This is a genomic window from Micromonospora sp. NPDC005254, assembly GCF_042872525.1.
Lineage (GTDB): Bacteria > Actinomycetota > Actinomycetes > Mycobacteriales > Micromonosporaceae > Micromonospora.
Genome location: NZ_JBIAKM010000006.1, coordinates 376,249 through 401,025, shown reverse-complemented (window position 1 = coordinate 401,025; position 24,777 = coordinate 376,249). Strand labels below are relative to the sequence as shown.

Genomic DNA, 24,777 nt, shown 5'->3' with positions numbered 1-24,777 from the left:
AGGTACTCGGTCCAATCGCACCTGGAGGACGGCGCATCTGCGCCTCGGATGGTGACCATCTCGCTCCCGCCGAAGGAAGGCTGACATGTTGGAGCTGTACGACGTGGTTGAGCTCCGAGAAGCCACTCCGGGAGAAGGCCTTCCTGCCGGGGCAGTGGGAACCGTCGTGCATGTCTTTGACGGCCCCCCGCCTGCGTACGAAGTCGAGTTCGCCGACGCCGACGGCCGCACCGTCGCCATGGTCACGCTCCGGACAGACCAGATGATGCATCGCGACGCGTAGTTCCGTGGCAGCGAGCCGGTTACGGCTGGCGAACGGCAGCTGCCGGAATCGAGCACAAGGCCGACGCCGCTCGCCTGGGTCCTCAACACCGGCCGGACGAGCACGCCTCGGCTGAAGCGGCCCAGACCTCGCCCACTCTGTCGCGACCGACGCGAGTGGTGACTCTCGTCAGCCTTGGGTGAGACGGCCCTCCTGGTCGAAGCGGAGGCGACCGCTGGTTACGGCCACGTGCAGCCCGCACCGGAGTAGCTTGTCGATTTTCTCGGTGCGGCGGCGGTAGCCGAGCCGTTCCAGGCCGGCGCGCAGCAGCCGCTCCTCGTCCATGCTCGGCACGCCTTGTAGTACGTGCACGAAGGCATTGGCCACCTCCTCGGGCGGCACCTCCTCGAACGCGCGGTCGTTGCTCGCCTGCGTAACCCGGTACGCGCGGTACGTCTGCGGATCGGCGCCCTCGGGCCAGGCGTACCAGCTCACGGTCGGGTGTGTGTACAGGCGGCGGGAGTCCACGAGCGCGAGCACTGCGGTACGCCGGTCCTCCCGGGTGCGGAGGAAACCGAACCGCGCGAGGGCGAGGCGTGCGAGCCGGTGCTGCTCGATGGGCCCCTCCGCCTCGATGATCTCGCGGAGCGCGTTCCGCATCAGTTCACGTACCCGCCGGTCGGTGGGCAGGAGGTCGAGGTCGGCCTGGTCTCCGAGCGAGGTCGGGACGTACGGAACGAATGGGCTCACCGTGATGGTGTCCGCGCCTGAGGTCGCCGTGACCTGCGGTGCGGTGGTCGCGGCGGCCAGTGCGGTGACGGGTTCCGCCGAGGCGCCCAAGAGGGGCTCCTCGTCCACCGCGAGGCGCGGCTGTGGCAACTCGGCGGCCGGTGTGGGGCGTGGCGGCGCTGCATCCGTTACGGAGCGCGGCTGCGGCAGTTCGATGGCTTCGGGTGCCGCTGCGACCGCAGACGACTCGGGCTCCGGCTCAGCGGTCGTGGGGGCCTCGGCCTGGGCGACCGCTTCGTCGACCCGGTCAAGCAGCGCCGACCGGTCGTGGATCCACGCCGGCAGCCAGAACCGCACGACCTCCGGCCAACCCATGATCGAGCGGAGGAGCGCGGGCGCCGAGTCCCGGTCGGCCACCGTCGGGCGTGCGCTCCAGTCTGGGCCATCGAGCATGACGGCCACCTGCCACCGTGGCGAGCCTGGTCTGCGTACGGCGATGTCCACGGTGAAGTCGGAGAGGCCGTGCGAGGTACGGACCTCGTGGCCGCGGTCGCGCAGCGCCGCGGCCACCTCCTCGCGGATTCGACTGCGCCGCTCGGTGCGGTCGGTGGCGAGGTCGCCCAGGCGCTCCGCGCCGGCGGCGGCCATCTCGCAGTACGCCCGCAGGTGCTGTGTGCCCAGCGCGGACGTACGGGACAGGTCGATGTCGGACGGGTCGAAGGACGAATAGAGGACGACCTGACGGCGGGCGCGGGTGATGGCGACGTTGAGCCGCCGCTCGCCGCCGGCCTGGCTGAGCGGACCGAAGTTCAGCGGGAGCTGGCCGGTCTCCGGGTTGGTGGAGAAGGCCAGGGAGAACAGGACGACATCCCGCTCATCGCCCTGCACGTTCTCCAGGTTCTTGACGAAGATCGGCTCCGCGACCGCACCGGAGAGCTGCTCGCGGATGATCGGATCAGTGCTCTCCTCCAGCAGGTTGAGGATGAGGTCCCGCTGCTGGATGTTGAAGGTGACCACTCCGACGGACTGGGTGGCGGTCGCCGGGTCGTGCAACCGCCGGGTGATGTCCGCGAGGATCGCCCGTGCCTCGACCTCGTTGGTGCGGGATCCGCCCCGGTCGTACTGGCCCTCGACGCGGCGCCAGCTGACGCCCGCCGAGCTGGCGGCACCGGGCGACGGGAGGCTGGAGAGCTTGTTGTCGTAGTAGTAGCGGTTGGAGAAGGCGATCAGTGACTCGTCGTGACTGCGGTAGTGCCAGGAGAGCCACCGTTGCGGCAGTCCCGACTCGACGGCCTCGCTGAGAATGCTCTCCAGGTCTTCCGGCACGGGGCCGTTGCCCTCGTCGACCTCGTCGACGCTGTGGCTGGCCTGCATGATGCTGCTCGGCGGCATCTGCCGGGAGTCGCCGACCACCACCACGGCGCTGCCCCGACCCATCGCGCCGATCGCCTCCGCCACCCGGATCTGCGAGGCCTCGTCGAAGATGACCAGGTCGAATCGTTGGCTCCCCGGCGCCAGGAAGTTCGCCGCGGACGCGGGGCTGACCAGCACGCACGGGGTCAGTGCGAGCACCGCGTCCGGGTACTGCTCGAACAGGTCCCGGAAGGACCGCCCGCCCCGCTTACGGCGGAGCTCCGCCGCGAAGTCAGCGAAGCGGCCACGCCGGTCGGCCGGGCTGAAGGGGCGGCGACGGACCAGCACCGACGGCAGCTGCGTCGGCAGCGCGGACCGCAGCTCACCGGCGGCCGCCTCGAACTGGCTGATCTCGTCGTCGTGCAGTTCCGGGTCGAAATACTGCAGGCCGCCGGCCCGTACCCGCTCGGCGAGGGACGCCGTCGCGACTCCCCGCCGGTAGACCTCCTCGGCGAGATGCCCGGGCACCTCGGCGCGCAGCAGCTGGTCGCGGTAGTCGGTGAGGCCGGCCGAGGCCAGCACGTCGGCATGGGTGAGGACGGTCGCCCACCGGCGCAGCGGGAACAGCTCCTCGGCCCGTAGCTCCTGCAGCCAGACCGCGCCGTCGCGCTGCCAGGCGTCCACCCAGTGCGAACCGGCGGCCCAAAGGGTCAGCTCCGGCCCGCCGGAACGCAACACCCCGCGCCAGGCCCGCCACCGCGAGGCAAACCGGTCGAGCAGGGCGGCGTCGACGTCGGTGAACCCGCTCTGGAACAGCTCCCAGGCCTGCGGGTGCTGGCTCAGCAGCGTCCGGCCAACCCGGGTCGCCTCGATGGCCTCCGTCAGCCGCTCCTGCGCGGTCGGGTCCGTGGGCAGCCACTGCGACAGCCGCAGCCCACCGAGCCCCTGCAGGTGGTGGTGGAGCGCGGCGGCCTGCGCCTGGGCAGCGACCAGCCGGCCGGTGAGCACCTCCATCTGTTCCACGTCGAGCGTGGCACCGGCGACCACATGCACGGCCAACCGGTCCGCGATGGCCTGGCGGCGCTTGCGCTTGCCGAACAACCGCTTCGCCGCCTCCTGGGCCTCACCGTGCCAGGTGGTCAGCTCCGGTCGGGCGAACACGTCCGGCCGGAAGGTCGCGAGCTCACCGGCGAAGCCCTGCCGGAAGGCCGCCAGGTCCGCCTGGAGCCGGGCCATCGCCTCGTCCCACCGCCGGTCGCTGGCGTGCAGGGTGGTCTGCCGGTCCGGCAACAGCCCGCGTACGGCGAGCCAGGCGCCCGCCTGTAGCTCGCTCACGGTCTCCGGGGCGGGCAGCGTCCGCAGCAAATCGACCAGGTGCGGGTGGGCGGTGAGGTCGGCACGGAGACGTTCGAGCTCACCGGCGATCTCGGTGACCGCAGCGCCGTGCAGCCCGTCGAGGGTGCGGCAGCCGCTGAGCGCCCACGGGTGCGCGGCCCGAAGTCGGGCCGACCGGGCGGCAGCCGGGAACTCCCGCAGGGTCGTCTCGACCTGCGCGCGCGCCTCGGCGGGTGCGTGCAGGTAGGCCACCGGAATCGGGGCGACCGGGCCGTCCCCGTACGCCAGGGTCTGCTCGTAGGCCGACCAGAGCGACATCCCGACGGGGTTGGTGGTGTGCACCTGCGCCGGGTACTCGGTCAGCGGGGCGAGCCGTGTCCGGTAGGCCGTCTCGACGGCCGTCCACGTGCCGTCGCCGCCCTGGTCGTACTGGTCGAGGGCGTCGCGCAGCTGCTGGCGGATCGCGTTGAGGGACTGCTTGCGCCCGTGCAGGTCCAGGGCGAACGGCCCGAGGCCGACCTGCTTGAGGCGGCGCTTCACCACCTCCAGCGCGGCCTGCTTCTCCGCGACGAAGAGCACCGACCGGCCCGCACTGACCGCCCGGGCGATCATGTTGGTGATGGTCTGGGACTTGCCGGTGCCCGGCGGGCCCTCCAGGACGAAGGAGTGGCCGCGCTCGGCGCGCACGATGGCCTGCATCTGCGACCCGTCGGCGGGAATGGGCAGATGCAGGTCGGCCTCGTCGACCATGATCTCGGCGTCGTCGGGGCGGGCCGGGTCGTCGAACGTGGCGCCGGAGGACTCGACCAGGTGCCGGACGACCGGGTTCTCCATGAACCGGGGCCAGTGGTCGGTGAGGTCCCGCCACATCTGGAAGGTGGAGAACTGCAGCAGTCGAAGGCTGGCGGTCTCATCGATGCGGTAGTTGAGCCGGTTGTCGAGCAACCCCGTGTTGATCGCGGCGAGGGTTTTGGCGATGTCGATGCCGTGCTCGTCGAGGACCGGCCGCTCCAACTCCGGGATCCGCACGCTGTGCTTGACCCGCAACCACTCGATCAGGCAGTAGTTCGGGCTGGCGACCTCGGTGCCGTCGATGACCATCGCGTACGGGCGACGGCCGCTGCCGCCCTCGATGCGCACCGGCAGGAGGAACAGCGGCGCGTACGCCTCTCCCCCGGTCGTCTTGGTGTGCACCAGCGTGCCGATGGTCAGGTAGAGGTAGTTGCTGCCGGTCTCCTGCTCCATCGTGCGCGCCTCGCGCTGCAGCGCCCTCATCGCCGTCTTGTAACGGGCTTCGGTGACCGCGCCGTAGACCCGGCGATCGGTGCGCAGCTCCCGCGTGAGGATCTCGGCGTCGAGGTCCTGCGCCCGGCGCGCCCCGGCCAGCTCGTGGACGTGGCTGATGTCGTCCTGCGGGATGACCTGCACCTGACGGCCGTCGTGGATGAGGTCGTCCAGCAGAGCGAGGGCACCGGCCGGCACGTGCAGGTCCAGGCCGCGCCCACGCTTGGGCAGGTTGAGCAGCGGGTTGCGCAGGCTCAGGTCGAGCAGCGACTTCTTCCACTGCTGGACGCGCGCCGGCGACCCGTCGGACTGCTGCGCCACCTCGTCACCGTCGTCGGCGAGCTGACGCAGCTTCGCGGCGGCGACGCCGGGCGGCAGGTCGAGGGACGCTTCTGCGTCGGCGGTCGCTTCCGCGAGCAGCGGCGCGGTGACCAGTTCGTCGGCCGACGGCAACGGGCGGATCCCCGAGCGATGGGCCAGGTGGACGTCGACGACGCCCTGCATGCGCTCGCCGTCGCCGCGAAAGTGCCCGAGCCCGACGCGTACCGCCTCGGTGAAGGTCGCCGACTGCGCGCCCGGCCCGATGCGGGTCAGCTCGACCGGCACGGCCCGCCCGGAGTCGACCATCGAGATCAGCAGGTTGGTCTCGGTCACCGCGGCCGAGCCCAGCCGCTCCTCCTCCAGCAGGAAGCCGCCGAAGGCATGTCCCGCGCTGATGAAGATGAGCGGGTGCAGCCCCGCCGCCTCCAGGCACGCGGCGTACGTAACGGACAGGTCGAGGCAGTTGCCGAGCCTGCCGTCGAGGACTGCCGCGGTGGTCCGTACCTTCTGGCCGGTGTTCTCGAACGACGCCGGCAGGGTCTGGTAGGTGATCTCCAGCTGGCGCAGCGCCTCGTATACGGCGCCGGCGATCAGCGCCGCCCGCTCCGAACCCTCCTGGTAGCCCTGCAGCGAGCCGGAGCCGGTCCGCGCGAGCAGGAGCTGGGCGGCTGCCCGCAGGGCCGCCTCCACCGCCCGGGTGTTCGGCTGCACGAAAGCCGCCAGGCTGTCGTACAGGGCGGGGCTGTTGAACCACTCGTTGTGCGCCAACACTCTCGACGGAGCGACCAGCCGCAGTGTCTGCTCCTGCGCCTGCACCCGGAGGGTGTAGTCGACCGGGAATGCCTCGTCGGTGCGGTACAGCAGCACGCGATCGGGCGTGAAGTCGCGGAAGTCGTCCCAGCTGGTGCTCGCCCCCGGCCGCAACGGCGCGGTCAGGGTACGCGTCCACGGCTCGGTCAGCGCGCCGTCGGGGCCTCGTAGCTCCAGCGTCAACGTGACATCGGTCAGCGGCACCGCGCCCCGGTTGACGAGCGTGAGGTGACGGACCAACGGCACCCGGTTGTGCACCAGGGCGGCGTTGATCGCCGGCTGCACGATCAGCCCGACTTCGAGCTGGTCGTCGTCGGCGGTGAACTGCGCGAAGACGCTGTCGGACATGGGCGTTTCTCCAGGTGGGGGACCGGGGAGGGCCAGCCTAGCGGTCAACCAACTGGTGGAGAGGGCCCCGGCCGTACGACGATCTTGGAAGTCGTACGTCTGAGGCAGGATGTGCGCCATGACGACGCACCACCAGCACCTGGTCTACGGCCACGCCACCAATCACGACTGCCTCGCCTTCATCGACGCCGCAACCGCCGCCGGGGAGGCCGCGGAGATCAGGGCACTCGCCACCGCGCGGACCTGGGGCGACGCGCGACAGGTACAGATGACCCACCTGTCGCACCCCGCCGGCCCCGACTGCTACGAGCCGGAGGACGGGTACGGCGACGACGAGCCCTTCCACATCACCGAGGTGGGCGCGGTCGTGGAAGGGTACTGGCCCCCGATGGTCACGACGCGCGCGCTCGACGTCCTGCCGCAGGATCTGCGGGACCGGTACGGCAAACTCGTGCTCACGGTTCACACCGGTGAGTACCTCGAGGTTCCACTCGACTGCGAGACCGAACTGGTGGCGGAGCTGCGCGGGCGCGGCTACGAGGTGACCCGCAACGACGAGCTCATCAACCTGCTCGACGGCTTCAGCCTGGGCTCGCTGGCCAGCTGAGACGTCCTCACGCCCGAGCATCGGCGGAGATCGCCGCCGGGGGCGAACCTTCAGGGTGCGGCGGCGATGGTCGGCCTCATGACCGGATCACCGCCGCATGCTCCTGCACCCCTCACCGGGGTTAACCTGCCCGACAGGCATGGTCAAACGGCAGCACCAGCATCCAGGTTTGTGCGGCATTGCCCGGGCAAAATTGGCAGGATGGCGCCATGGCCACGGTCGCTGTGATCGGTCTGGGTGAAATGGGTAGCCGGATGGCCCGCCGGTTGCTCGATGCCAGCCATGACCTCGTTGTCTGGAACCGCACGCCGCAGAGGGCCAACGATCTTGTGGCGCGTGGCGCGTGGCGCGGTCGCCGTCGACAGTCCGGCAGAGGCTGCCCGCCGGGCCGATTTGGTCATCACCATGCTGTCCGACCCGGCGGCGCTGCGAGAGGTGGTCGAGGGCCCGCAGGGCGTCCTCGCCGGTGCTACCGCGTCGACGACGCTCGCTGAGATGTCCACGGTCGGGCCGCCCGCGGTGCGTCGGTTGGCCGCGATGCTGCCGGATGGTGTTGGCCTGCTCGATGCGCCGGTGCTGGGCAGCGTCTCGGAGGCCGAGTCGTGTCGGCCGCCGAGTCGGCAGGCGTCGAACTGCCGGTCGCGACGGCCGCACGGCAGTGGGTCGCGTCAGCCCAGGAGGCCGGCCTTGGCGACCGGGACTACTCGGCCGTAATCGCGCACATCACCGACACTGCCTGAGCAGCCTGAGACCTGGCGGTCCGGCAGGCCCGTCAGGTGACCGTTGAACTCTTCCTCGCCTGCCAAGTACCGATGGCCATAACTCTGCCGGGCGCGGCGGCAACCTGCCCGCCAGGTTCAGCGGGGGCGACTCAGCCACTCCCAGGCGCGGCGGAGGCCCACCTGCACCGGGTCGTCACCCGCGGCCTCGGCCCTTCTGGCCGGCGTGTCCTCGCCCGGCTCGTGCATCTCGGCACCGGGTACCGACAGCACGACCCCCCGCTCGTACAGGTCGGCGATCTGCTCCCGGTGGGCAAAGCTGTGGGACTGGTCCGGCCCGGGCGGTGCCACGATGACGCCGTGGAAGATGTCGTTCGGTTCGTCGGTCGGCACGTGCTTGACCACGCCGACGGGTGCCGAGTCGACGTCGTAGACCCGGGTGCCGACGCGAAGCGCGAGGTACGAGACCTTCGCGCCGAGATCCTCCACGACGTTGACGGTACCCGCCGCCTGATCACCAGGGGCCCGATCACGATGGCTGGTCCGGGCTGGGTTCCCCGGTGTCGGTCGCTCAGGCGGCGGCTGCTCGACCCATCCCGGCGAGGATCCCCGTGCCCTGGCCGAGCTCGATCAGATAGCCGTCCGGGTCGCGCAGGTAGCACCGGATCTCGACGCCATGATCCTTGGGCTCGGTCAGGAACTCCCCACCCCGTGACCGCCACTGCTCGTAGACCGCCCGGACGTCGGTGACCCGGACGTTCATCGCGCTGCTGAGCGTGTTCGGATCCGGCGGCGCCTTCGCCTGCACACCCGGCTTGTCGTCGGTCGGACCACCCTCGTCGTTGATCACGATGTAGCTGTTGTGGAACCGCAGGATCGCCGGCTGGCGTTCCCGCACCACCGTCGCGCCCAGCACCCGCTGGTAGAACTCCCGGGAACGGTCCACGTCCCGCACGATCAGCAGGTGCGTGAGCACCAGCCCAGCCTCGGGCTGGAAGTAGTCGGGCGCCTCGCTCGCCATCACGCCTCCCCCGAGGTTCAGGTCGGCAGGGCATACCCGCCTGCAGCACCGACACGCCTCCACGGCAACAACGAGTCACCATGACGGGTGTCGGCTGTTACCGTCGGGCCCGTGCCCGCCGACGAAATCCGGCATCGGGTCCAGTCGGCCAGGGTGGCCCGGCTGACCACCGTCCGGGCGGATGGGCGTCCCCACCTGGTGTCCGTGTGCTTCGTCCTGCTCGACGATGTCGTCTACCACGCCGTGGACGAGAAGCCCAAGCGCCACCGGCGGCTACGCCGGGTGGAGAACATCCGGGCGACGGGGCATGCCTGCCTGCTCATCGACGAGTACGACGAGGACTGGTCGCGGCTGTGGTGGGTCCGGCTGGACGGGCACGGTCGGCTGGTGGAGGACCGCGCGGAGGAGGCCGCGGCCCGCGCGGCGCTGGCCGACAAGTACCCGCAGTACGTCCAGCGGCCACCAGCCGGGCCGGTGATCGCGATCGCGGTGACCGGCTGGTCGGCGTGGTCCGCGGCGGACGCGGCAGCCGACCCGGCCGGGTGAGCGCCGACCGGGGTGTCAGTGGGTCGGAGCGAGGGCGTCGAGCACCTCGTCGGCCCGGCGCAGTGACGCCTGCGCGTCGGCGCGGGGTGAGCCGATCTCCGGATCGAAGTTGAGATCGACGAACACTTCCGTGATGCCGGCTTCGGCGAGTCTGCCAAGATCCCACCGGATCTGCTCGAGCGTGCCGGTGAGCGGCGCGCGCCCGGGCGGGCTCGTCGGGCGTACGCGGACCGCGCCGCGGCAGACGAAGCGCAGTGCGCCGGGATCGCGGCCGGCCTCCGCCGCGGCGGCCTTGACGGTCGCGACCGCCTCGCCGATGCCTGTCAGGTCCGCCTGGCTGCCACTGACCCAGCCGTCGGCGAGCCGGCCGGCCCGGCGCAGCGCGGCGGACGCCTGGCCGCCGAGCAGGATCGGCGGGTGTGGCCGCTGCACGGGTTTTGGCTCCAGGCGCGTCGGCGGGATCTGGTAGAACTCGCCGCGATGCTCGGCGACGCCGTCCTGCCAGAGAGCGCGGAGAACTGCCAGGAACTCCTCGGCCCGATGGCCCCGCCGATGCTTGCTCACCCCCGTCGCCTGATACTCCAAGTCCGCCCAGCCGAGGCCGAGTCCCACGTCGAGCCGTCCGCCGGCGAGGATGTCGAGGGTCGCGGTCTGCTTGGCCAGCAGCACCGGAGAGAAGAACGGCATGTTGAGCACCGCGACGCCGAGCCGGATCCGCGTGGTGTGGGCCGACAGGAACGCCAGCGTGGTCAGCGGGTCCTGGACGCTGTGGTAGGTCTCGCTCCACGCGAGGTCGGCGGGCACCAGGAGCCGCTGGAACGTCCAGAGCGAGTGGTACCCGAGCTGCTCGGCGCGGCGGGCGACATGGATCATGTTCTCCGGTGTGGCCCACGAGCCGGAGACGGGCGGGGCGAATCCAACCTCCACCCGCGCACCGTACCCGGATCGGGCCAGGAAATGGCTCGGTTCAGGCCCCGACGCTGCGGCCCACCGGACGCAGCAGCCGCCGGAAGTCCTTTGGCAGTTCGGATTCCAGGTACTCGAGATCGTCCGCGCTCACCACCTCGCGCAGGGTCGTCAACACGGCGCGGGCGCCCTCAGCGGTCCGCTCGTCATCCGTTCCCGCGCGGGCCCCTACCTCATTGAGGAACTCCACGAGGTCGATCCGTTCGGCGAAGTCCACGTCCTTGTGCAGGTACCCCCGCAACTCCTCGGGGACCTGGGTGGCCAGGCGCCGCGCCTCGCCACCACTGACCCCTTCCGCCAAGGTCGTCAGCGTGGCTCCGACGACGTTCGCCGCCTCCGCCGCCGGCATTCGCGCCCGCTTCCCCACCGCTTCGAGAAATTCGGCGTAGTTCACCAGTTCTCCTTCCGGACCAGTTGGGGTGCGTCGCGGGGTCCGTGCGTGCTACCCGCGGCGCTGCCGGCCACCGGCGCCCACCGGTTCGACCACCTGCCGGAACTCCTTCGGAAGCTGGGCCATCGCGTCCTCGAACTCGTCACGGGAAACAGCCTCACGGAGCGTGGTGAGCACCGCGCGGACCCCGGCACCGGCGAGCGCACGGTCGACGGCCGGGTGGTCCGCCACGCGCCGCACGAACTCGTCGAACCCGAACGGCTGGGCATGTTCCTGCCTTCTAAGCGGTGGCGGTTTGCGCAGGTGATCGTCGAGCCCGCCGGGAAGCTGATAGGCAAGGTCCTCAGCCTGGCCGGCGCTGATCCGATCTGCCAATGTCTCCAACGTCGCGCTGGTGAGTGTCGCCGCCTGATCGGTCGACACCTTCAGCCGCGCGGCCACTGCGTTGATGAAATCCTCGTATTCCACCTGATTCTCCTCTCCGGCCCGATCGCCGTCGAATCGTCAGTTACGAGCCCTGTGCCGCTATCGCACACTTCACCGCTCGGGTGCCGAGCGAACTGGTACCTCGACAGCCTCCTGGGACGGGGGGTGACCCTGCCTCATCCCCTTCGGGCGAATCCGGGTCAGCGGCCCAGGCGGCGGGCGCAGGGGCCGTCGTGGTCGGCGCGGAGGAGGCAGCGCCGACCGCCGGGCATCAGCAGGTCGCAGAAGACCCGATGCCGTACGTTCTGGTGGTCCTCGGCGGAGATCGGCGTCAAGGCCGCGGCGTCCGAGCCCGACCAGCTTGAAGCGGCGCTCGCGCACCTGCCACGGCAGCAGCGGGGTGTACGCGGCGTCCAGCCGTCTATCAGGCGGGAATCATATGAGGGACGCCGGTTCGCTAGGGTTGCCGTGATCATGGGGAGGGACGGTTGTCCTGGCCGGATGGTGGACCGTGGGTAGTTGCCGCTACCTCGACGAACGTGAGCTGGGAAATGGCTGCGGCAGCCATTTCCGCGGCGTCGACGGTGCGAGTGGCGGTACTTCATATCGCCCACCGCAGGCATGACGACAGCGCCCCTCGTCAGCTGCTGAGCGACAACCTCGCCACGTACGTCGAGGTGCATGCCGGTGGTATCGACGCGCCACGCCCCGACGACCTCGTCGGAATCACCCAAGCCCTGGCACGGACCCATGGCCTGATCCTGGTGGGCGCGGCCCACGGGCTCCTCGTTCCGCTGGGCCGCGGCGGCTGGACCCTCGCGGATCTGGCCTGGGCGCTGCGGGCGCCCGTCGTCGTGGTGACCGACTCCGGACCAGACTCGACCAATCACACCACGCTTGCCCTCGATGCCCTCACCAGCCGTGGCCTCTCCGCCTCCGTGATCGCCATCGGCGACGGCGGTGACCTCACCGGATTGCCGGTCGGGCTGGCGGGTCGAATTCCCGCCGGCGCGGTTGACCAGCCCGAGCTGTTTCGAGCGGAGGCGGCTGGCTGGCTCGACCCGGTGTTGAAGGCGACCGGCGGTAGGGCGGCGGCTGCCGACGATTCGCCCTCCGGACCTGCCGTCGCCATGCCGGGGTCCAACGACGCGGTGCCCGCGGCGCAGCGTGACCAGGACGAGCCACCCTCGACGGTCATCGGCAAGCGGCTGCTGGTCGTCCTGCTCGCGGTCTTTCTGCTGTTGGTGTTGATGCTCTGCGCCGTCACCACCTTCGGATCGGATCGCGCAAGCGTCAACGACGCGGGGGTGTCCATCCACCCGGGACCCGTGCCGTCCGTACGCCAACCAGTTCCGTCCTACCGCACTGTCCCCGACACGGGCCATGCGAAGGCGTCGTCCCGACCGCCTGCCGCCGCGGTCTGCCCGCAGTACGCCGGAACCCCGGTCGCCGCCGAGCCCGATGCTGCGACCACCGCCCGGGTCAACGCTGCCTGGAAACGTATCGAGAAATGGTTGGCGGCGCACGCGCCCCGCACGCGCGCCTCGCTGCGGCCGGCCGCGCCACCGGAGCGGATCGCCGCACTACAGGCGCGGATGTCGGTCCCGTTCCCGCCCGATCTGGTGGCGTCGCTGCGGCGGCATGACGGGGTCGCGGCGGTAGACAGCTTTGATCTGCCACCGTTCTATCGACCGCTGCCACTAGACCAGATCGCGGCCGACTGGGAGGTCAGCTGTTCCGTCTTGGCAGGCGGACCGCTGGACGATGACTGGTGGCACCGAGCCTTCGTGCCGTTTGCGACGGCGGGCGATGGTGGTTGTCTGCTGGTCGACCAGCGTCCCGGTGGACACGGCAGGGTGGGCGAGTTCTATCCAGAGGACGGCACCGGCTTCGACCGCTGGCCGGCGTCGATCGCAGAGCTCTTGGAGGGCACGGCGCGGTCGTTGGAAACCGGCGATGCCTACATGCAGCGATACCGTCCGGGCGTGAAAGCTGGCCAGTTGGAGTGGACCATCGAGGCACCGCGATAACGCCGTCACGGGCGCGGACCGTCCCGCATGGATCAGCGCCGCGCCGCCCTCGGTCACCAGTCGCGGGCCCAGTCCAGTGGCGGTACGACGGCGAGTTGCGGCTCACCGCTAATGGGTTCGAGGGCGTGCATCACCCGCAGGTCCCCGTCGGCTGCGGCGTCCTCGTCGGTGACGACACGACCTCTGCTGCCGTCGGTGCTGACCAGCAACCACCGGCCGGGGTGGGATGGTGCCGTCGTCGACCAGCGCCCGCACCCCGAAGGTTCGGGCGAGAGGGGCCGCCAGCTCACGCTCCCCCTGGCCGGTGGCATCGGCGAGTTCAGCGTCCCCAGTCAGGATCCAGCCGAATCCCTCGTCCTCGTCGGGGGGATTGAGCATGACGACCGGCCGCGGATCATCGACCGCTCGGTCTTGGATTCGACCGATGTAGACCGCATCAGGTGAGATGCCGTAATCCTCATTGAGGAACCGCCGAAAAGCAGCTACGGGCAGCTCCTTCTCGATGGATCTGATAGCGCAACACTCACCCCCGTTCGCCCACCACAACACGGGAAGATATCAGCTCAGTACGCAGCGTCAGTGCCGAGTGGGACCGTCGCCGAGATGGATTCCGCCATGGACATCACGCGCCTGCACCACTGATCCGTGCACGTCACCGGAGACCGAGTTGGCGACGCCGGCAGCACCTTCGGCGACGGTGGCCTCGACCTGCGACCACCGCGCTCGCAGCTCGGCGCCGAAGGCCACGTCGCGCCGCGACTCCCGATCGAGCAGCTCGGCGAGGCGGCCCACCGTCTCTGGCGAAGGATGTTGCAGGGCGTCCTCGACGGCGGCACGGGACGCCGGCTCGTGCTGAAACCGGGTGCGCAGAAAGCCGATCAGGGAGGAAACCGCTGCTCGGCCGCTCTGGGCCAGCTCGGTGGTGGCCCACGCGACGAGCGTCGTCGCCGCGGTCACCATGATCGGGTCGGTCACAATTCCGCCTCCCGCCATCGCCCCGGCTCGTGGAGGCGAACATCGGGCGCCAATAATCGCGAAGCCTCGATGTTACCGTGGGTGCTCGCGCGGGCACATAATCTCGGAGGTCGCCGTGAGCGGACAGCCTTGGGAAGCGGACCCTACCGCCGAGCTCACCCGCCGTTGGGGCAAGTCCTCCCATGAGCTGGGCAACACCTCCGGCGACGGCAGTTGCCCCGACGTCTGGGAGTTGAGCAACGGCGACATCGCGGTGATCGGGCAGGACCTCACCGAGGCCTACCAGGGACGGCTTCCCGCCGATGTCTCGGTGGATCCTGGCGAGCGACTTATCATCATTCCCCGATCGACAATGATCGCGGCGAAGGTGGACATACCTGATGCATGACCTGTTCCGCGGGGACCCCGGTGAGCTGCTCCGCCTGGACGACTACTGGGCGGACTTCGACGATCGGTTCTGGCGGACCAGTGCTCCGGGATTCTGGAAGCTGGAACGTGCGCAGACCTTCAAGGAGCCCGGCGACGAGGGATGGCAGGCGTTCGCCGACGGCCGATGGGAGGATTCGCTACGAATCCTCGACGCGCGCCGCCCCGAGTTCCAGAGCTACTACCGGCGGATCGCGGAGAACGGGTTCACCACGCGGCGGGTGCGGGTCATCGAAGAGCCACTCGTGCCGTACCTTCAGTGGGAGCTGCACGTGCTGCGGCTGCGGCACGAACACGGCGGATTGACCCGTGCAGTCCGCGCCGAGGCGGTCGCGGCAGCCGAGTCGAGCGGTCAGCTGCCGGAGATCTACACCCTCGGCGCCGAGGTGATGTACGAGGCCGTCTACGACGCCGACGGCGTCTTGGCTGCCGCCCGCCGCTGGCGTGACCCCGAGTTGGTCGCGAGCTGCCAGTCCTTCATCGAGTCCCTCTACCACCGCGGTGAACCTCTGGACGAGTACTTCGCCCGTGTAGTGGCACCGATGGGGCCTCCCCGCGCGGGGTGATGAGGTGGACGGCGTCGGGTCGGACGAGCCCGGCCAGCGGCCGGCTCAGGTGAACCGGTCCGAGCTGTCCGGTCCGGCGGAGCTGGTCCAGGCCCGCGACGTGTACGGCGGTGTGCACTTCCACGGCGAGGTGACTTCGCAGGAGCGACCGCAACAGCTCCCCGCTGACGTACGCGGTTTCGTCAATCGGGTGGAGGAGCTGCGGACACTCAACCGGCTGTTGACCCAGGGGGATCAGAACGTCGATGTCAGCCTGTCGGTGATCACCGGGACGGCCGGCGTCGGTAAGACCTCGGTCGCCCTGCGCTGGGCGCACAGCGTCCTGAGCAGGTTCCCTGACGGGCAGCTCTACGCCAACCTGCGCGGATACGATCCGGGCGAGCCGGCGCAGCCGGATCAGATCCTCGACCGCTTCCTACGGGCTCTCGGTGTTCCGCCCTCGGCGGTGCCAGCGGATCTGGATGACCGGGCGGCGCTGTACCGCTCGCGCCTGGCCGGCCGGCGCGTACTGGTGCTGTTGGACAACGCCGCATCGGCCCGGCAGGTGCGCCCGCTGCTGCCGGGCACGGGCCGTTGCCTGGTCGTGGTCACGAGTCGGAACATGCTCTCCGGGCTGACCACCCGCGACGGCGGCCGACGGCTGACGCTGCGCATCTTGACCGAAGACGACGCCGTCACTCTGCTACGCGACATCACCTCGCCTTACCGAAGCGGCGACGACCCCGCCGAGCTGACCGAGTTGGCGCGACTCTGCGCTCGGTTGCCGCTGGCGCTGCGCATCGCTGCCGAGCGAGCGGCGAGCCGGCCGTTCATGCCGCTCGGCGAGCTCATTCAGGATCTGCGCGACGAGTCGGCCCTGTGGGACGCGCTCACCGCCGAGGAGGACGAGGAGTCCGATGCGGTGCGGGCGGTCTTCGCCTGGTCCTACCGTGCCCTGAACCCGACGTCCGCGCGGCTGTTCCGGCTGCTCGGGCTACACCCCGGTCCGGACCTCAGCGCCCCGGCCGCCGCCGCGCTGACCGGTGTGCCGCTGGCCCAGGTGCGGCAGCCGCTCGACGCTCTGGTCAGCGCGCACCTGTTGGAACAGAGCTCTCCGGGACGCCACCAACTCCACGACCTCCTGCGCGCCTACGCGGTCGACCAGGTGCGGCACCTGGAGAGCACGGAGGGTCGGCAGGCCGCGCTGCGCCGTGAGTTGGACTGGTATCTGCACACCGCCGACGCCGCGCTGGCCCGTACTCTGCCGTTCTACCGGACCGTACCGTTGGGTCCGCCGACCGACGTCACGCCGCTCACCTTCGCGGCCAGCGCCGAGGCGGACGCCTGGTTCGACGCCGAACGGGACAACCTGGTGGCGGCCACCCGAGCAGCCGCCGAGGCCGGCGCACCGCGGATCGCCTGGCAACTGGCAGCGCTGCTACGCAGCGTCTTCATGCATCAGAACGCCTTCGAAGACTGGTTCACCACCGCCCGGATCGGGCTGACGGCAGCCCGCACGCTCGGCGACCGGCACGGTGAGGCAGAGGCGCTGGAAAGCCTCGGCAAGGCTTACTTCCAAGCCCGCCAGCTCACCGAGGCCGCCGAACACCATCAGGCCGCACTGGTCATCCGGCGGGAGATCGGCGACGAGTACGGCACAGCAGTGTCAATCAACGGGCTCGGGCTGCTGGGCCTGCGCCACCGTCACCTCACCGAGGCGCTCAGCCACTTCGGCGAGAGCCTGGCGATCTTTGAAAGACTCGGCAACCAACGGTGGCAGGCCTTGCTGCTCAGCAACCTGGCCGAGACCCGCTACGAGCTGGGTGAGCTGACCGAGGCGGCGGCGCTGCTGGAGCGGGCGCTCGCGGTGCAGCGGGAGATTGACGACCGCGGCCAGGAGGGCAACTCGCTCTTCTTCCTGAGCATGGGCCTGCGGGAACTCGGCCGTACCGAAGAGGCTCTTGCCGCGATCAAGTCGGCCATTGCCATCGCCGAGGGCGTGAGCCAGGTCTGGCTGGGGCACTGGCTGGTTGAGTACGCACGGGTGCTGCGCGCCCTCGGCCGAACCGCTGAGGCACTGGAGGCCGTGCACCGGGCAGCCACGATTCAACGTCGGCTCGGTGACCGCAGCCGCGAGGCGATGGCCCTCGACGGCGCCGGTGAGGCGTACCGGGAACTGGGGCAGGCGGACGAGGCGATCGCCTTCCACCTGCGCGCGGCGGCAGTGCACCGGCAGCTCGGGGACGATTGGCAACTTGCCCTGACGCTGGCCCATCTGGGTGGCGCGCTGACGGCGGCAGGTCGCGCCGAGGAGGCCGGTCAGCACTGGCGGGAGGCTCACACCCTGCTCGCCGGGTTCGACGACGCACGTGCTGCGGCCCTTCGCGAAGGCATCGCCGCGTCGTTTTAGCTCTGCCTATCTCCGGCTTCGCACCCCTCACCGACGCAAACGGCGGGAGCAGTCGCCGTCGTGGCCGTCGCGCAGGAGGCAGCGCCGGCCGCCGGGCAGCCGCAGGTCGCAGAAGACCCGGTGGCGGAGGAACTGCTGGTCCTCTTCGGAGACGGTGGTCTCCCCCGGGTCCGCCATCGGCAGCACCAGCATCCAGCGACCGATGACCCGGGCCAGGCGTTGCGCGGCGGGCAGGTCGGTGGCGACGACGGGCAGGTGGATGACGTACCGCTGGCTCATCGGGCCTGGCCCCGCTCGTTGCGGGCCTGGGCTTGATCGGTCTGCCAGCGACGTAGCGCGGCCTTGATCCGGGCCGTCTCGCGGCGGCTCTCGGCGAGCGCGGCGTAGACGGCGGCCATGTCGCCGGCGACCCGGTCGAGGAAGGCGTACACGTCGTCGGGGTTCAAACCGCGACGCCCGAACCCGACCGGCGCGAAGCGGCGCTCACGCACCTGCCACGGCAGCAGACTGGTGTACGCGCCGGAGCGGTAGGTCCCACCACCGCTCGCCGCCCCTGGTCGCTGGTTTCTGGCGTTCATGTCTGTCTGCCTTCCTGACGCGGAGGGGCGAAGGGCGGTCGGGGAAGCGCGGCGGCCGTTCGGGGGGACCGGTCGGCCGCCGCGCTGTGAGAAGACTGCGACACTCCGCAAGGGAAACGCAACGTTCGATACCGCAATTTCGCCGTTGTGCATTGACTTTCTTTGCCGGAACCCGTAGGAGTTGCAGGAGCAGGTCACGCAGTGTTGCGTGACGGAACCAGGGAGTGTGTGGATGCCTGAAGACATCGGATCGACCGTGCCGCGCCGGCAACTCGGTCGGCTGCTGCGGCAGTTCCGCAACGAGGCCGGGGTGACGCTCGACGCCGCTGCCGAAGCCCTCGAATACAGCCGGCAGAAGATCTGGCGTCTCGAATGCGGTCAAGGCTCGGTCCGAGTGCTCGACGTCAAGGCGATGTGTGAGCTCTACGGGGTGTCGCCCGAGATGACCGAGGCGATGCGCGGGCTGGCCGCCGAGACGAAGTCGAAGGGCTGGTGGCACGCGTACGGCGATGCGGTCCCGAACTGGTTCGAGCTGTACGTCGGCCTGGAATCCGCCGCTTCGCGGCTCAGAGGCTTCGACGAGTCTCTGATCCCCGGCATCCTGCAGACCAAGGGCTACGCCGACGTGCTGATCCGGCGCGGCAGGATCCTCAGCGACGAGGAGAGGGAGCGCGCCGTCCAAGTAAGGCTTCAGCGGCAGGCGCTACTCGTCCGGCGGCTTCCTCCGGCGCCACGGCTGGAGTCGGTGTTGTCAGAGGCAGTGCTTCGACGCACGGTCGGCGGCCCCAACGTCATGACCGCGCAATTCGACCACCTACTCAGGGTGTCAGAGCTACCGAATGTGTCCGTCCGAGTGCTACCACTGGCTGCGGGGCCACACCCCGGCGCGGTCGCCGGTACCGTCATGATCCTCGACTTCCCGCCCACCAAGGGCGGCAGAGCAGCCCCGGAACCGTCGGTCGTCTACAGCGAGTCGCTGACCGGGGCGCTCTACCTCGACAAGCCTGACGAGTTAGCCGCCTACGAGCGCGTCTGGAGAGGGCTGGATGCGCTGGCCCTCGACGAGGCAGAATCGAAAGACATGATCAAGAGGATCTCCGGGGAGATGCGGCATGACTGACCTGACCGGCGCCGTCTGGCGCAAGAGCACCCGCAGCGGCGACAACGGCGGCGCCTGCGTCGAGGTCGCTATGAATCTTCCCCGCGTCGTGGTCGTTCGGGACTCCAAGGACAACCTGGGTGCCGTCCTTACATTCAGTCCGCAGGCCTGGAACGCGTTCACCGATGCCGTGGATCGCAACGCACTCCGATAGACAAACACAGCTCCGAGCGAGGCGGAGCCGCCAGGGTCGGCCCAACAAATGACCGACGTAGGCAGGCTTAGCGGTGTTGTGAGGCGTTTGCTTACGGCACAAGGGAGGCGGAGATCTTCCCGTTCTGGCACCACGGCCACACCGGCCGCCTCCCATCGCCGGTCAGCATCGGCGGAATACCTGGTCGAGACGACGGGAACGAGATCAGCTTTGCCGAGAGGTGGGCTTGACGCGGCCGTCGCTGCAAGGCCCGGACCGCTTGCTGTCCTTGGAGCCGGAAGAAGATCTTCTTCCCTCAAGCGGAGTCTCTGCACCAACGGTGGAGCCCCTTCTGGACGACCGGACCGTTACATTCGCAATCCCCTCCAGCAGGATCGGGGGACTCTGCGCATTCGGGTAGGACGGGGGACGAGCCGTGCCCGACGACGACCTTCGGTATGAGCCGCCGCAACACGGATATGACTGGTTGGCTCGACTGCAGCCGGTCTCCTGCCTCGTCGTCGGTCAGATACCCGACCACCATCGCGACATCGTCAGCAGCATCGCGGGTGACGTCCGCGGATCCTCCGATGGTCCGCTCACAAGACTTCTCCACTGCGGCGCCTATGCCTTCAATCGAACCGGCTTCTGGCACACGATGGTGGTGGCAACCGGTAGGGCGCCAACCGATGCAGCGAGCGACCGGCGGAGATACGCCGAGGACGGCCATCTCGTGACGGCCGGGGCGGTCTACGACACGTTGTGGGTGGGTGCAGATCCGTTCGCTGGCCGAGCGAAGTTCAACCGTGGGGACATGGTGCGTACCCGGGGTGGCGCCCGCAGCGTGGGGCGCGTGAAGGAGGTCCTACCAGCGGCCGGGAGCTACCAGTACCAGGTCGACATGCATGGCGACATCAAACGCTACAGCGAGGAGGCACTCGTCCTTGTCGAGGGCGACCCGCGTGATCCCGCCTTCTGGCTATCCCAAGCTCCCGTCGGCGCGAAGGGTCTGTCGCTGACTCTGACCTGGACGAAGCTGCGCCACCCGCTCACCGACACCCTCTATTCGTTCGCATCCAGCAAGACAGTCTTCCGGCCGTACCAGTTCAAGCCGGTCTTGAAGGTTCTCACCGCATCCTCGGGACGCCTTCTGATCGCGGACGAGGTCGGTCTCGGTAAGACGATCGAAGCTGGTCTCATCTGGAGCGAGCTTGAACAGCGGTCCCGACTCGAGCGGGTCCTCGTCGTGTCCCCCGCTGTACTGACGCTCAAGTGGAAGACCGAGATGGGACGCCGGTTCGATCGCCCTCTCGAGATACTTCGACCCCGCGACCTAGCGAACTTCGCGGACAGGCTCGCCGACGGTGACGAGCCAAACCTACAGGGCGTCGTTTCCCTCGAGTCGCTGCGCTCGGCCGACGCTGTTCTCGAGAAGCTCAACGATCTTCATCCGCGCTTCGACCTGGCTATCATCGATGAGGCGCACTATCTCCGGAACAGCGACAGCAAGTCACACGCTCTCGGGCGACTGCTGGCGGACTGGTCCGATTACCTGATCTTCCTCTCCGCCACGCCACTCAACCTTGGCAACAAGGATCTCTTCAATCTGATGAATCTCCTCGACGAGGGGCATTTCGGCGACCATGCGATCTTCGAGGCGCAGCTTGAGCCCAATCAGATTTTGAACGGGGTGGCGCGGTCACTACTCACGGAAGGTCGGCGAACACCCCGGAAGCTGGTACGTCAACTCGCCGAGCTCGACGCTCTCCAATTCGGGTCGACCGTCACCGATCGCCCCGATTACCAATTACTCCGCACTCTGTTCGATGTCGACAGGCCACTCACCCACGATGAGGTCGCCCGGGCTCGTCGGTTGCTCGCCGACCTGAACGTCCTCGGCAGCGTGTTGACCCGGACCCGGAAGGCGGACGTACCCGATCGGAAGGCCGTACGCGATCCTCGGAATATCGACGTGGAGTGGACAATCGAGGAGCAGAACTATTATGACTCGGTCTACGCCTGGTACATGAGCCGGGCCTTGGAGATGAACACCCCGCCAGGCTTCGCCATGCAGATGCCGCTACGCCAGGCGGCGAGTTGCATCCCGGCCTCACAACAACTGATGCGGGAGCGCAGCCCGGAGCTCTTCCGGCAGGAGGTCGACGACGCCGAGGAGGAGATCGGCCCGGATCTGGCTGATCTGCTCGACCTACCGACGCTCGCGCGTCCGGTACCGGTAGACACCAAGTACGAGCAGCTCCTGGCCGAACTGCTCAAGGTGCGCGCGGCGGAACTACGGCAGGTGATGATCTTCTCATTCTTCCGGCGCACGCTCTCCTATCTGGCCGGCCGCCTCGGGGAGCACTTCAGCGTGCGGGTGATGCACGGCGGTGTGCCAATGGCAGACCGAGAAAAGATTATGCGGGAGTTTCGCGACGGCCGTTTCGATATTCTCCTGCTCAGTGAGGTCGGCTCGGAGGGTCTCGACTTCGAGTTCTGCAATGTCCTAGTCAATTACGACCTGCCCTGGAACCCCATGCGCGTGGAACAGCGCATCGGCCGGCTCGACCGCTTCGGCCAGGAGCACGAGAAGATCTTCATCTACAACATGCACGTGCCCGGAACGATCGAGACGGACATCTTCCAGCGGCTCTACGACCGGATCGGCGTGTTCGAGAGTTCTATCGGCGAACTCGAACCCATCCTGCGTGACCAGCTCGGCGACATCACCAAACGGCTGCTCGACCCCAGACTCGACGCGGCGGGCCGTCGGCGCGAAGTCGACCGGATCGAGGTCGCAATTCAACAGCGCTCCCACGAGACCGACGAGCTGCGCGCTTCTCAGGCGCAGCTTTCCGGACTCGATGGTCTACTTGTCGAGGGCCTCACCGAGAACGGGCCCGGAAACGGACGCTTCATCGGCCCAGCGGAGATTCAGCGGATGCTCGATGAGCTCTTCGACCGGGTCGGAGGCCGCCGCCGCAAGCCGAACAAGAGCGGCATCTTCCACATCATTGGCTCCAGCCAGTTGGCCGAGCGGTTGCGATCAAGCCGGGTAGGCGACGGCGGAAGCAAGCACAGCCGGTCCAAGCTCGCGGCTCTGCTGCAGAGCGAGACTCCGCTGGAGTGCACGTTCCAGCCGGAGGCAGCCAGCAAGTACGACGTCGAACTCCTCTCTGGCCGGCACCCGCTCGTCAAGCTCGCTCTTGAGATGTTGAACGACGAGACGCTGGCGCTGCCACGGTTTGGATCGATGGCCGTACCGGCACTCCCAGCGGGTAAGAGGTATCTGGTCATGTTGGACCTTGCTGAAACGTCAGGGCTCCGGCCACTGCTCGAATTGTGGGCAACGGCGATCGACCTTGACACGCGCCGTCCAGACCACGAAGTTGGGGACCTTGTGCTCACCGCCCTGGCCGAAGGCAGACTCCGGGACGGCACGCCGACGCCGCCTGCCGAACTGTATGAGGTGTGGCGCCAGGCGCAGGAGCACCTCGCCGTTCGGCATCGGGACACCGAGCGGACCCGGCGGCAGGAGAACGCCGCTCTTGTCGACGGACGAATCCTGGCCCGACAGGGGTCGCTGGACATTCAGATTCAGAAGGCCCAGGAGCTGCTCGCGCGACTGCGTGTTGACGGACGCGGGCCGACCATCGTCCGGCTCTACGAGGGGCGGCTCCGCAATCTTCGTGCTCGCCGCGCCGAGATCCATCACGAACTGGCCAGCCGTCAAGAGCTGGAGATCTCGCTGACCGCCGTGGCCATCGCCCTCATCGAATCGGCGGAGCCCACTCCTTCTCCATGTACCAGGGAGTAGGAGGCGTCGGTGCCGACTCCTCGGCACTGCGCAGCACCAGTTGTGCGTGGTCACGACCACGGATCACCGGCCATCGGTCGACCCGCATCTGAATCCTGCTGCCCGACCCATGCTGGATGAGGATCCGCCCGTCGCAGTAGAGCTTGAAGATCATCCGGCGGCCGAAGTTCAGGCTCAACCCGTCCATGACCTGACCGTCGAATTTCAGGCCGAGCGGCTCGCCGCTGGTTGCGCGCACCCGCAGCCGACCAATGCCGTGCTGCGGACCTGGGAAGTCTCGGTCGCGACGTTCATATCCGAGATTGGACTGACCGCTGAGCACCTGCCATGGCTCGTAAAACGGGGTATACGCAGGGTATAAGGTCTCTTGCCGTACCTGACCGCCCTCTTCCCACTCGACGACGAAGTCAAACCCCGGGCGGTGCAGATTAAGCCGCTCGTAGCTGGCGGTATCGGCCAGCCCTGCGACAATCGCCTCGTCGGGCTGCACTCCGGCGTTGTCGAATACCTGGGCGTTCGGGAACAGCGCGCCGATGCGCCGCTCGACGTACGGGATGCGACTCATCCCCCCGGCAAGCAGCACGTAGTCGATGTCGCCACTTAGCTCGGCCGGGCCCATCGCGCGTAGCTCTGACGGCGACCGGCTGTCACGTTCAGTGAGCTGAGCGGCCCGCAGCGCAGCCCATACCAGCTGCTCTGCACTGTCCATCTGCTCCCGAAATGCCTCCTCCAGCTGCTCTCGGCTATAGGTCAAGACCGGCAGCTGCCCGATCTGGCGGGACGGCAGCACGATGCGGTGTTCAGGCAGGCGGGAAAGACTGACCTTGGCGTCGCGGGCGGCACGGAGGACAAGCGCTCGCAACAACTCCGGGTGCGGCACGGCCTCCAGGTCGACGCCGCGTGCGCCCAGGTCCTCAAGGAGATCCCGTGCCATCGCGTGGTCGAGCGCGTCGCCGGCGTAGGCGGTGCCCAGCGCCGTCAGCACCGAGATCTCGGGGTGAGCGCCGCCCACCACGTCGAGGACCGCGATGTCGAGGGTGCCACCGCCCATGTCGAAAACTAGTAGGCGGCCCTCCGGTCGCTCGCCGTGCGCGAGGAATCGGTGGGTCACCCAGGCGATGCCGGCAGCGATCGGTTCGTCGACAAGAGCCGAGTCGTGTACCGGCAGGCCAGCCTTTGCGGCCAGGTCGAGCAGGCGTTTCCGCTGCAGCCCATCCCACATGGCCGGACAACCCAGCCGAAACTCGCGATCGGCGGTCAATGGCTCGCCCGCCCTGGCGGACCGTTCACCGATCTCGGCGAGAAGGGCGATCATGACGTCGTCGGCTGACACAGCTCGCAGCCCGTCCGGGCCGGGCAACGAGACCGTCTCCTGGTTGTCGGTGATCGCCCGCTTGATGGACCGGATTACCTGGTCGCTCGGAAGCGCGTCGGCGTCCTCCCCGACCAGCAGCGTTTCACCACGGTAGCCCGCCAGGGAGGGAAACCATCGGGTCGTACGGCCGAGCGGCGCGATCTCCACGGGACGGCGACCCGCCCGGGTGGCCACCAAAGACGTAGACGTGCCGAAATCGACCCCGACGGCG

General features: G+C 68.9%; 22 protein-coding genes and 1 pseudogene. 13 read left to right on the top strand and 10 right to left on the bottom strand.

Features of this window, described 5'->3' with window-relative positions; translation table 11 throughout:
* The first annotated feature begins 85 nt into the window (after positions 1-85).
* Positions 86-283, top strand: a complete 198-nt coding sequence (locus tag ACFYPR_RS20805; RefSeq protein WP_387261719.1) for a DUF4926 domain-containing protein — start codon at positions 86-88, stop codon at positions 281-283.
* 168 nt (positions 284-451) lie between these two features.
* Here the strand turns inward: ACFYPR_RS20805 and ACFYPR_RS20800 are convergent, their stop codons facing one another.
* Entirely contained in the window at positions 452-6,442 is a 5,991-nt protein-coding gene (locus tag ACFYPR_RS20800) for a DUF4011 domain-containing protein (RefSeq protein ID WP_387261717.1), read from the bottom strand.
* 118 nt (positions 6,443-6,560) lie between these two features.
* On the opposite strand from ACFYPR_RS20800, the gene ACFYPR_RS20795 reads away from it, so the two are divergent.
* From ACFYPR_RS20795 to ACFYPR_RS20785, 3 genes and pseudogenes are all read left to right on the top strand, one after another.
* Positions 6,561-7,049 (top strand): hypothetical protein, encoded by a 489-nt coding sequence (locus ACFYPR_RS20795; protein ID WP_387261715.1) that lies wholly within the window; start codon positions 6,561-6,563, stop codon positions 7,047-7,049.
* A 209-nt stretch (positions 7,050-7,258) separates the two neighbouring features.
* Positions 7,259-7,381: pseudogene (locus ACFYPR_RS20790) on the top strand (NAD(P)-binding domain-containing protein); the annotation flags it as partial.
* Positions 7,323-7,763 carry an NAD(P)-binding domain-containing protein gene (locus ACFYPR_RS20785; RefSeq protein ID WP_387261713.1) on the top strand — a complete coding sequence of 147 codons (441 nt, stop codon included), beginning with the start codon at positions 7,323-7,325 and terminating at the stop codon, positions 7,761-7,763. The pseudogene ACFYPR_RS20790 and the gene ACFYPR_RS20785, both read left to right, overlap by 59 nt.
* Before the next feature lie 143 nt (positions 7,764-7,906).
* Here the strand turns inward: ACFYPR_RS20785 and ACFYPR_RS20780 are convergent, their stop codons facing one another.
* Complete coding sequence (locus ACFYPR_RS20780; RefSeq protein ID WP_354856854.1) at positions 7,907-8,257, bottom strand: hypothetical protein; 351 nt, start codon at positions 8,255-8,257, stop codon at positions 7,907-7,909.
* 82 nt (positions 8,258-8,339) lie between these two features.
* A complete protein-coding gene (locus ACFYPR_RS20775) occupies positions 8,340-8,789 on the bottom strand; it encodes a VOC family protein (protein ID WP_363935736.1) in 450 nt (149 codons plus the stop codon).
* A 111-nt stretch (positions 8,790-8,900) separates the two neighbouring features.
* Between ACFYPR_RS20775 and ACFYPR_RS20770 the strand changes: the two genes are divergently transcribed.
* A complete protein-coding gene (locus tag ACFYPR_RS20770) occupies positions 8,901-9,335 on the top strand; it encodes a TIGR03668 family PPOX class F420-dependent oxidoreductase (RefSeq protein ID WP_354856859.1) in 435 nt (144 codons plus the stop codon).
* A 15-nt stretch (positions 9,336-9,350) separates the two neighbouring features.
* Here ACFYPR_RS20770 and ACFYPR_RS20765 read toward each other — a convergent pair whose 3' ends face one another.
* From ACFYPR_RS20765 to ACFYPR_RS20755, 3 genes are read right to left on the bottom strand one after another with little or no spacing between them, the layout of a single operon-like run.
* Positions 9,351-10,262: a TIGR03619 family F420-dependent LLM class oxidoreductase gene (locus tag ACFYPR_RS20765; protein ID WP_387261710.1), complete on the bottom strand. Its 912-nt coding sequence runs from the start codon at positions 10,260-10,262 to the stop codon at positions 9,351-9,353.
* 40 nt (positions 10,263-10,302) lie between these two features.
* A complete protein-coding gene (locus ACFYPR_RS20760) occupies positions 10,303-10,695 on the bottom strand; it encodes a DUF2267 domain-containing protein (protein WP_387261708.1) in 393 nt (130 codons plus the stop codon).
* A 48-nt stretch (positions 10,696-10,743) separates the two neighbouring features.
* Positions 10,744-11,160, bottom strand: coding sequence for a DUF2267 domain-containing protein (locus tag ACFYPR_RS20755; RefSeq protein ID WP_387261706.1), 417 nt, complete (start codon positions 11,158-11,160; stop codon positions 10,744-10,746).
* A gap of 497 nt (positions 11,161-11,657) precedes the next feature.
* On the opposite strand from ACFYPR_RS20755, the gene ACFYPR_RS20750 reads away from it, so the two are divergent.
* Positions 11,658-13,148 carry an SMI1/KNR4 family protein gene (locus ACFYPR_RS20750; RefSeq protein ID WP_387261704.1) on the top strand — a complete coding sequence of 497 codons (1,491 nt, stop codon included), beginning with the start codon at positions 11,658-11,660 and terminating at the stop codon, positions 13,146-13,148.
* Between the two features lie 195 nt (positions 13,149-13,343).
* Positions 13,344-13,592 (top strand): hypothetical protein, encoded by a 249-nt coding sequence (locus tag ACFYPR_RS20745; RefSeq protein ID WP_387261701.1) that lies wholly within the window; start codon positions 13,344-13,346, stop codon positions 13,590-13,592.
* 132 nt (positions 13,593-13,724) lie between these two features.
* Here ACFYPR_RS20745 and ACFYPR_RS20740 read toward each other — a convergent pair whose 3' ends face one another.
* On the bottom strand, positions 13,725-14,123 hold the full coding sequence (locus ACFYPR_RS20740; RefSeq protein ID WP_387261699.1) for a hypothetical protein: 399 nt from the start codon (positions 14,121-14,123) through the stop codon (positions 13,725-13,727).
* 115 nt (positions 14,124-14,238) lie between these two features.
* On the opposite strand from ACFYPR_RS20740, the gene ACFYPR_RS20735 reads away from it, so the two are divergent.
* The 3 genes from ACFYPR_RS20735 to ACFYPR_RS20725 are packed head-to-tail and all read left to right on the top strand — an operon-like array spanning position 14,239 to position 17,504.
* Positions 14,239-14,511, top strand: coding sequence for a hypothetical protein (locus ACFYPR_RS20735; RefSeq protein ID WP_387261697.1), 273 nt, complete (start codon positions 14,239-14,241; stop codon positions 14,509-14,511).
* Positions 14,504-15,115, top strand: a complete 612-nt coding sequence (locus tag ACFYPR_RS20730) for a DUF6879 family protein (protein WP_387261695.1) — start codon at positions 14,504-14,506, stop codon at positions 15,113-15,115. Before ACFYPR_RS20735 ends, ACFYPR_RS20730 begins: the two co-directional genes overlap by 8 nt.
* A gap of 4 nt (positions 15,116-15,119) precedes the next feature.
* Positions 15,120-17,504 (top strand): ATP-binding protein, encoded by a 2,385-nt coding sequence (locus ACFYPR_RS20725; RefSeq protein WP_387261692.1) that lies wholly within the window; start codon positions 15,120-15,122, stop codon positions 17,502-17,504.
* A gap of 27 nt (positions 17,505-17,531) precedes the next feature.
* Here the strand turns inward: ACFYPR_RS20725 and ACFYPR_RS20720 are convergent, their stop codons facing one another.
* Both ACFYPR_RS20720 and ACFYPR_RS20715 read right to left on the bottom strand, forming a co-directional pair.
* Complete coding sequence (locus tag ACFYPR_RS20720; RefSeq protein WP_357414644.1) at positions 17,532-17,783, bottom strand: hypothetical protein; 252 nt, start codon at positions 17,781-17,783, stop codon at positions 17,532-17,534.
* A complete protein-coding gene (locus ACFYPR_RS20715) occupies positions 17,780-18,082 on the bottom strand; it encodes a DivIVA domain-containing protein (protein WP_387261689.1) in 303 nt (100 codons plus the stop codon). Before ACFYPR_RS20715 ends, ACFYPR_RS20720 begins: the two co-directional genes overlap by 4 nt.
* A gap of 232 nt (positions 18,083-18,314) precedes the next feature.
* Between ACFYPR_RS20715 and ACFYPR_RS20710 the strand changes: the two genes are divergently transcribed.
* The 3 genes from ACFYPR_RS20710 to ACFYPR_RS20700 all read left to right on the top strand — a co-directional run bounded on the left by ACFYPR_RS20710 (position 18,315) and on the right by ACFYPR_RS20700 (position 23,191).
* Positions 18,315-19,202 (top strand): helix-turn-helix domain-containing protein, encoded by an 888-nt coding sequence (locus tag ACFYPR_RS20710; protein ID WP_387261686.1) that lies wholly within the window; start codon positions 18,315-18,317, stop codon positions 19,200-19,202.
* Positions 19,195-19,395 carry a DUF397 domain-containing protein gene (locus ACFYPR_RS20705; RefSeq protein ID WP_387261684.1) on the top strand — a complete coding sequence of 67 codons (201 nt, stop codon included), beginning with the start codon at positions 19,195-19,197 and terminating at the stop codon, positions 19,393-19,395. The genes ACFYPR_RS20710 and ACFYPR_RS20705 overlap by 8 nt, the downstream gene beginning before the upstream one ends.
* Before the next feature lie 415 nt (positions 19,396-19,810).
* Positions 19,811-23,191, top strand: a complete 3,381-nt coding sequence (locus tag ACFYPR_RS20700; RefSeq protein WP_387261682.1) for a DEAD/DEAH box helicase — start codon at positions 19,811-19,813, stop codon at positions 23,189-23,191.
* Here the strand turns inward: ACFYPR_RS20700 and ACFYPR_RS20695 are convergent.
* Positions 23,145-24,713 (bottom strand): Hsp70 family protein, encoded by a 1,569-nt coding sequence (locus ACFYPR_RS20695; protein WP_387261680.1) that lies wholly within the window; start codon positions 24,711-24,713, stop codon positions 23,145-23,147. The genes ACFYPR_RS20700 and ACFYPR_RS20695 overlap by 47 nt on opposite strands.
* Positions 24,714-24,777 lie beyond the last annotated feature (64 nt).

What these genes read in the sequence shown, in the direction of transcription:
- ACFYPR_RS20805 (WP_387261719.1), top strand. Translation starts at nt 86, where the DNA reads ATGTTGGAGCTGTACGACGTGGTTGAGCTCCGAGAAGCCACTCCGGGA.
- ACFYPR_RS20800 (WP_387261717.1), bottom strand. Translation starts at nt 6,442, where the DNA reads ATGTCCGACAGCGTCTTCGCGCAGTTCACCGCCGACGACGACCAGCTC.
- ACFYPR_RS20795 (WP_387261715.1), top strand. Translation starts at nt 6,561, where the DNA reads ATGACGACGCACCACCAGCACCTGGTCTACGGCCACGCCACCAATCAC.
- ACFYPR_RS20785 (WP_387261713.1), top strand. Translation starts at nt 7,323, where the DNA reads ATGCCAGCCATGACCTCGTTGTCTGGAACCGCACGCCGCAGAGGGCCA.
- ACFYPR_RS20775 (WP_363935736.1), bottom strand. Translation starts at nt 8,789, where the DNA reads ATGGCGAGCGAGGCGCCCGACTACTTCCAGCCCGAGGCTGGGCTGGTG.
- ACFYPR_RS20730 (WP_387261695.1), top strand. Translation starts at nt 14,504, where the DNA reads ATGCATGACCTGTTCCGCGGGGACCCCGGTGAGCTGCTCCGCCTGGAC.
- ACFYPR_RS20720 (WP_357414644.1), bottom strand. Translation starts at nt 17,783, where the DNA reads ATGAGCCAGCGGTACGTCATCCACCTGCCCGTCGTCGCCACCGACCTG.
- ACFYPR_RS20715 (WP_387261689.1), bottom strand. Translation starts at nt 18,082, where the DNA reads ATGAACGCCAGAAACCAGCGACCAGGGGCGGCGAGCGGTGGTGGGACC.
- ACFYPR_RS20710 (WP_387261686.1), top strand. Translation starts at nt 18,315, where the DNA reads ATGCCTGAAGACATCGGATCGACCGTGCCGCGCCGGCAACTCGGTCGG.
- ACFYPR_RS20705 (WP_387261684.1), top strand. Translation starts at nt 19,195, where the DNA reads ATGACTGACCTGACCGGCGCCGTCTGGCGCAAGAGCACCCGCAGCGGC.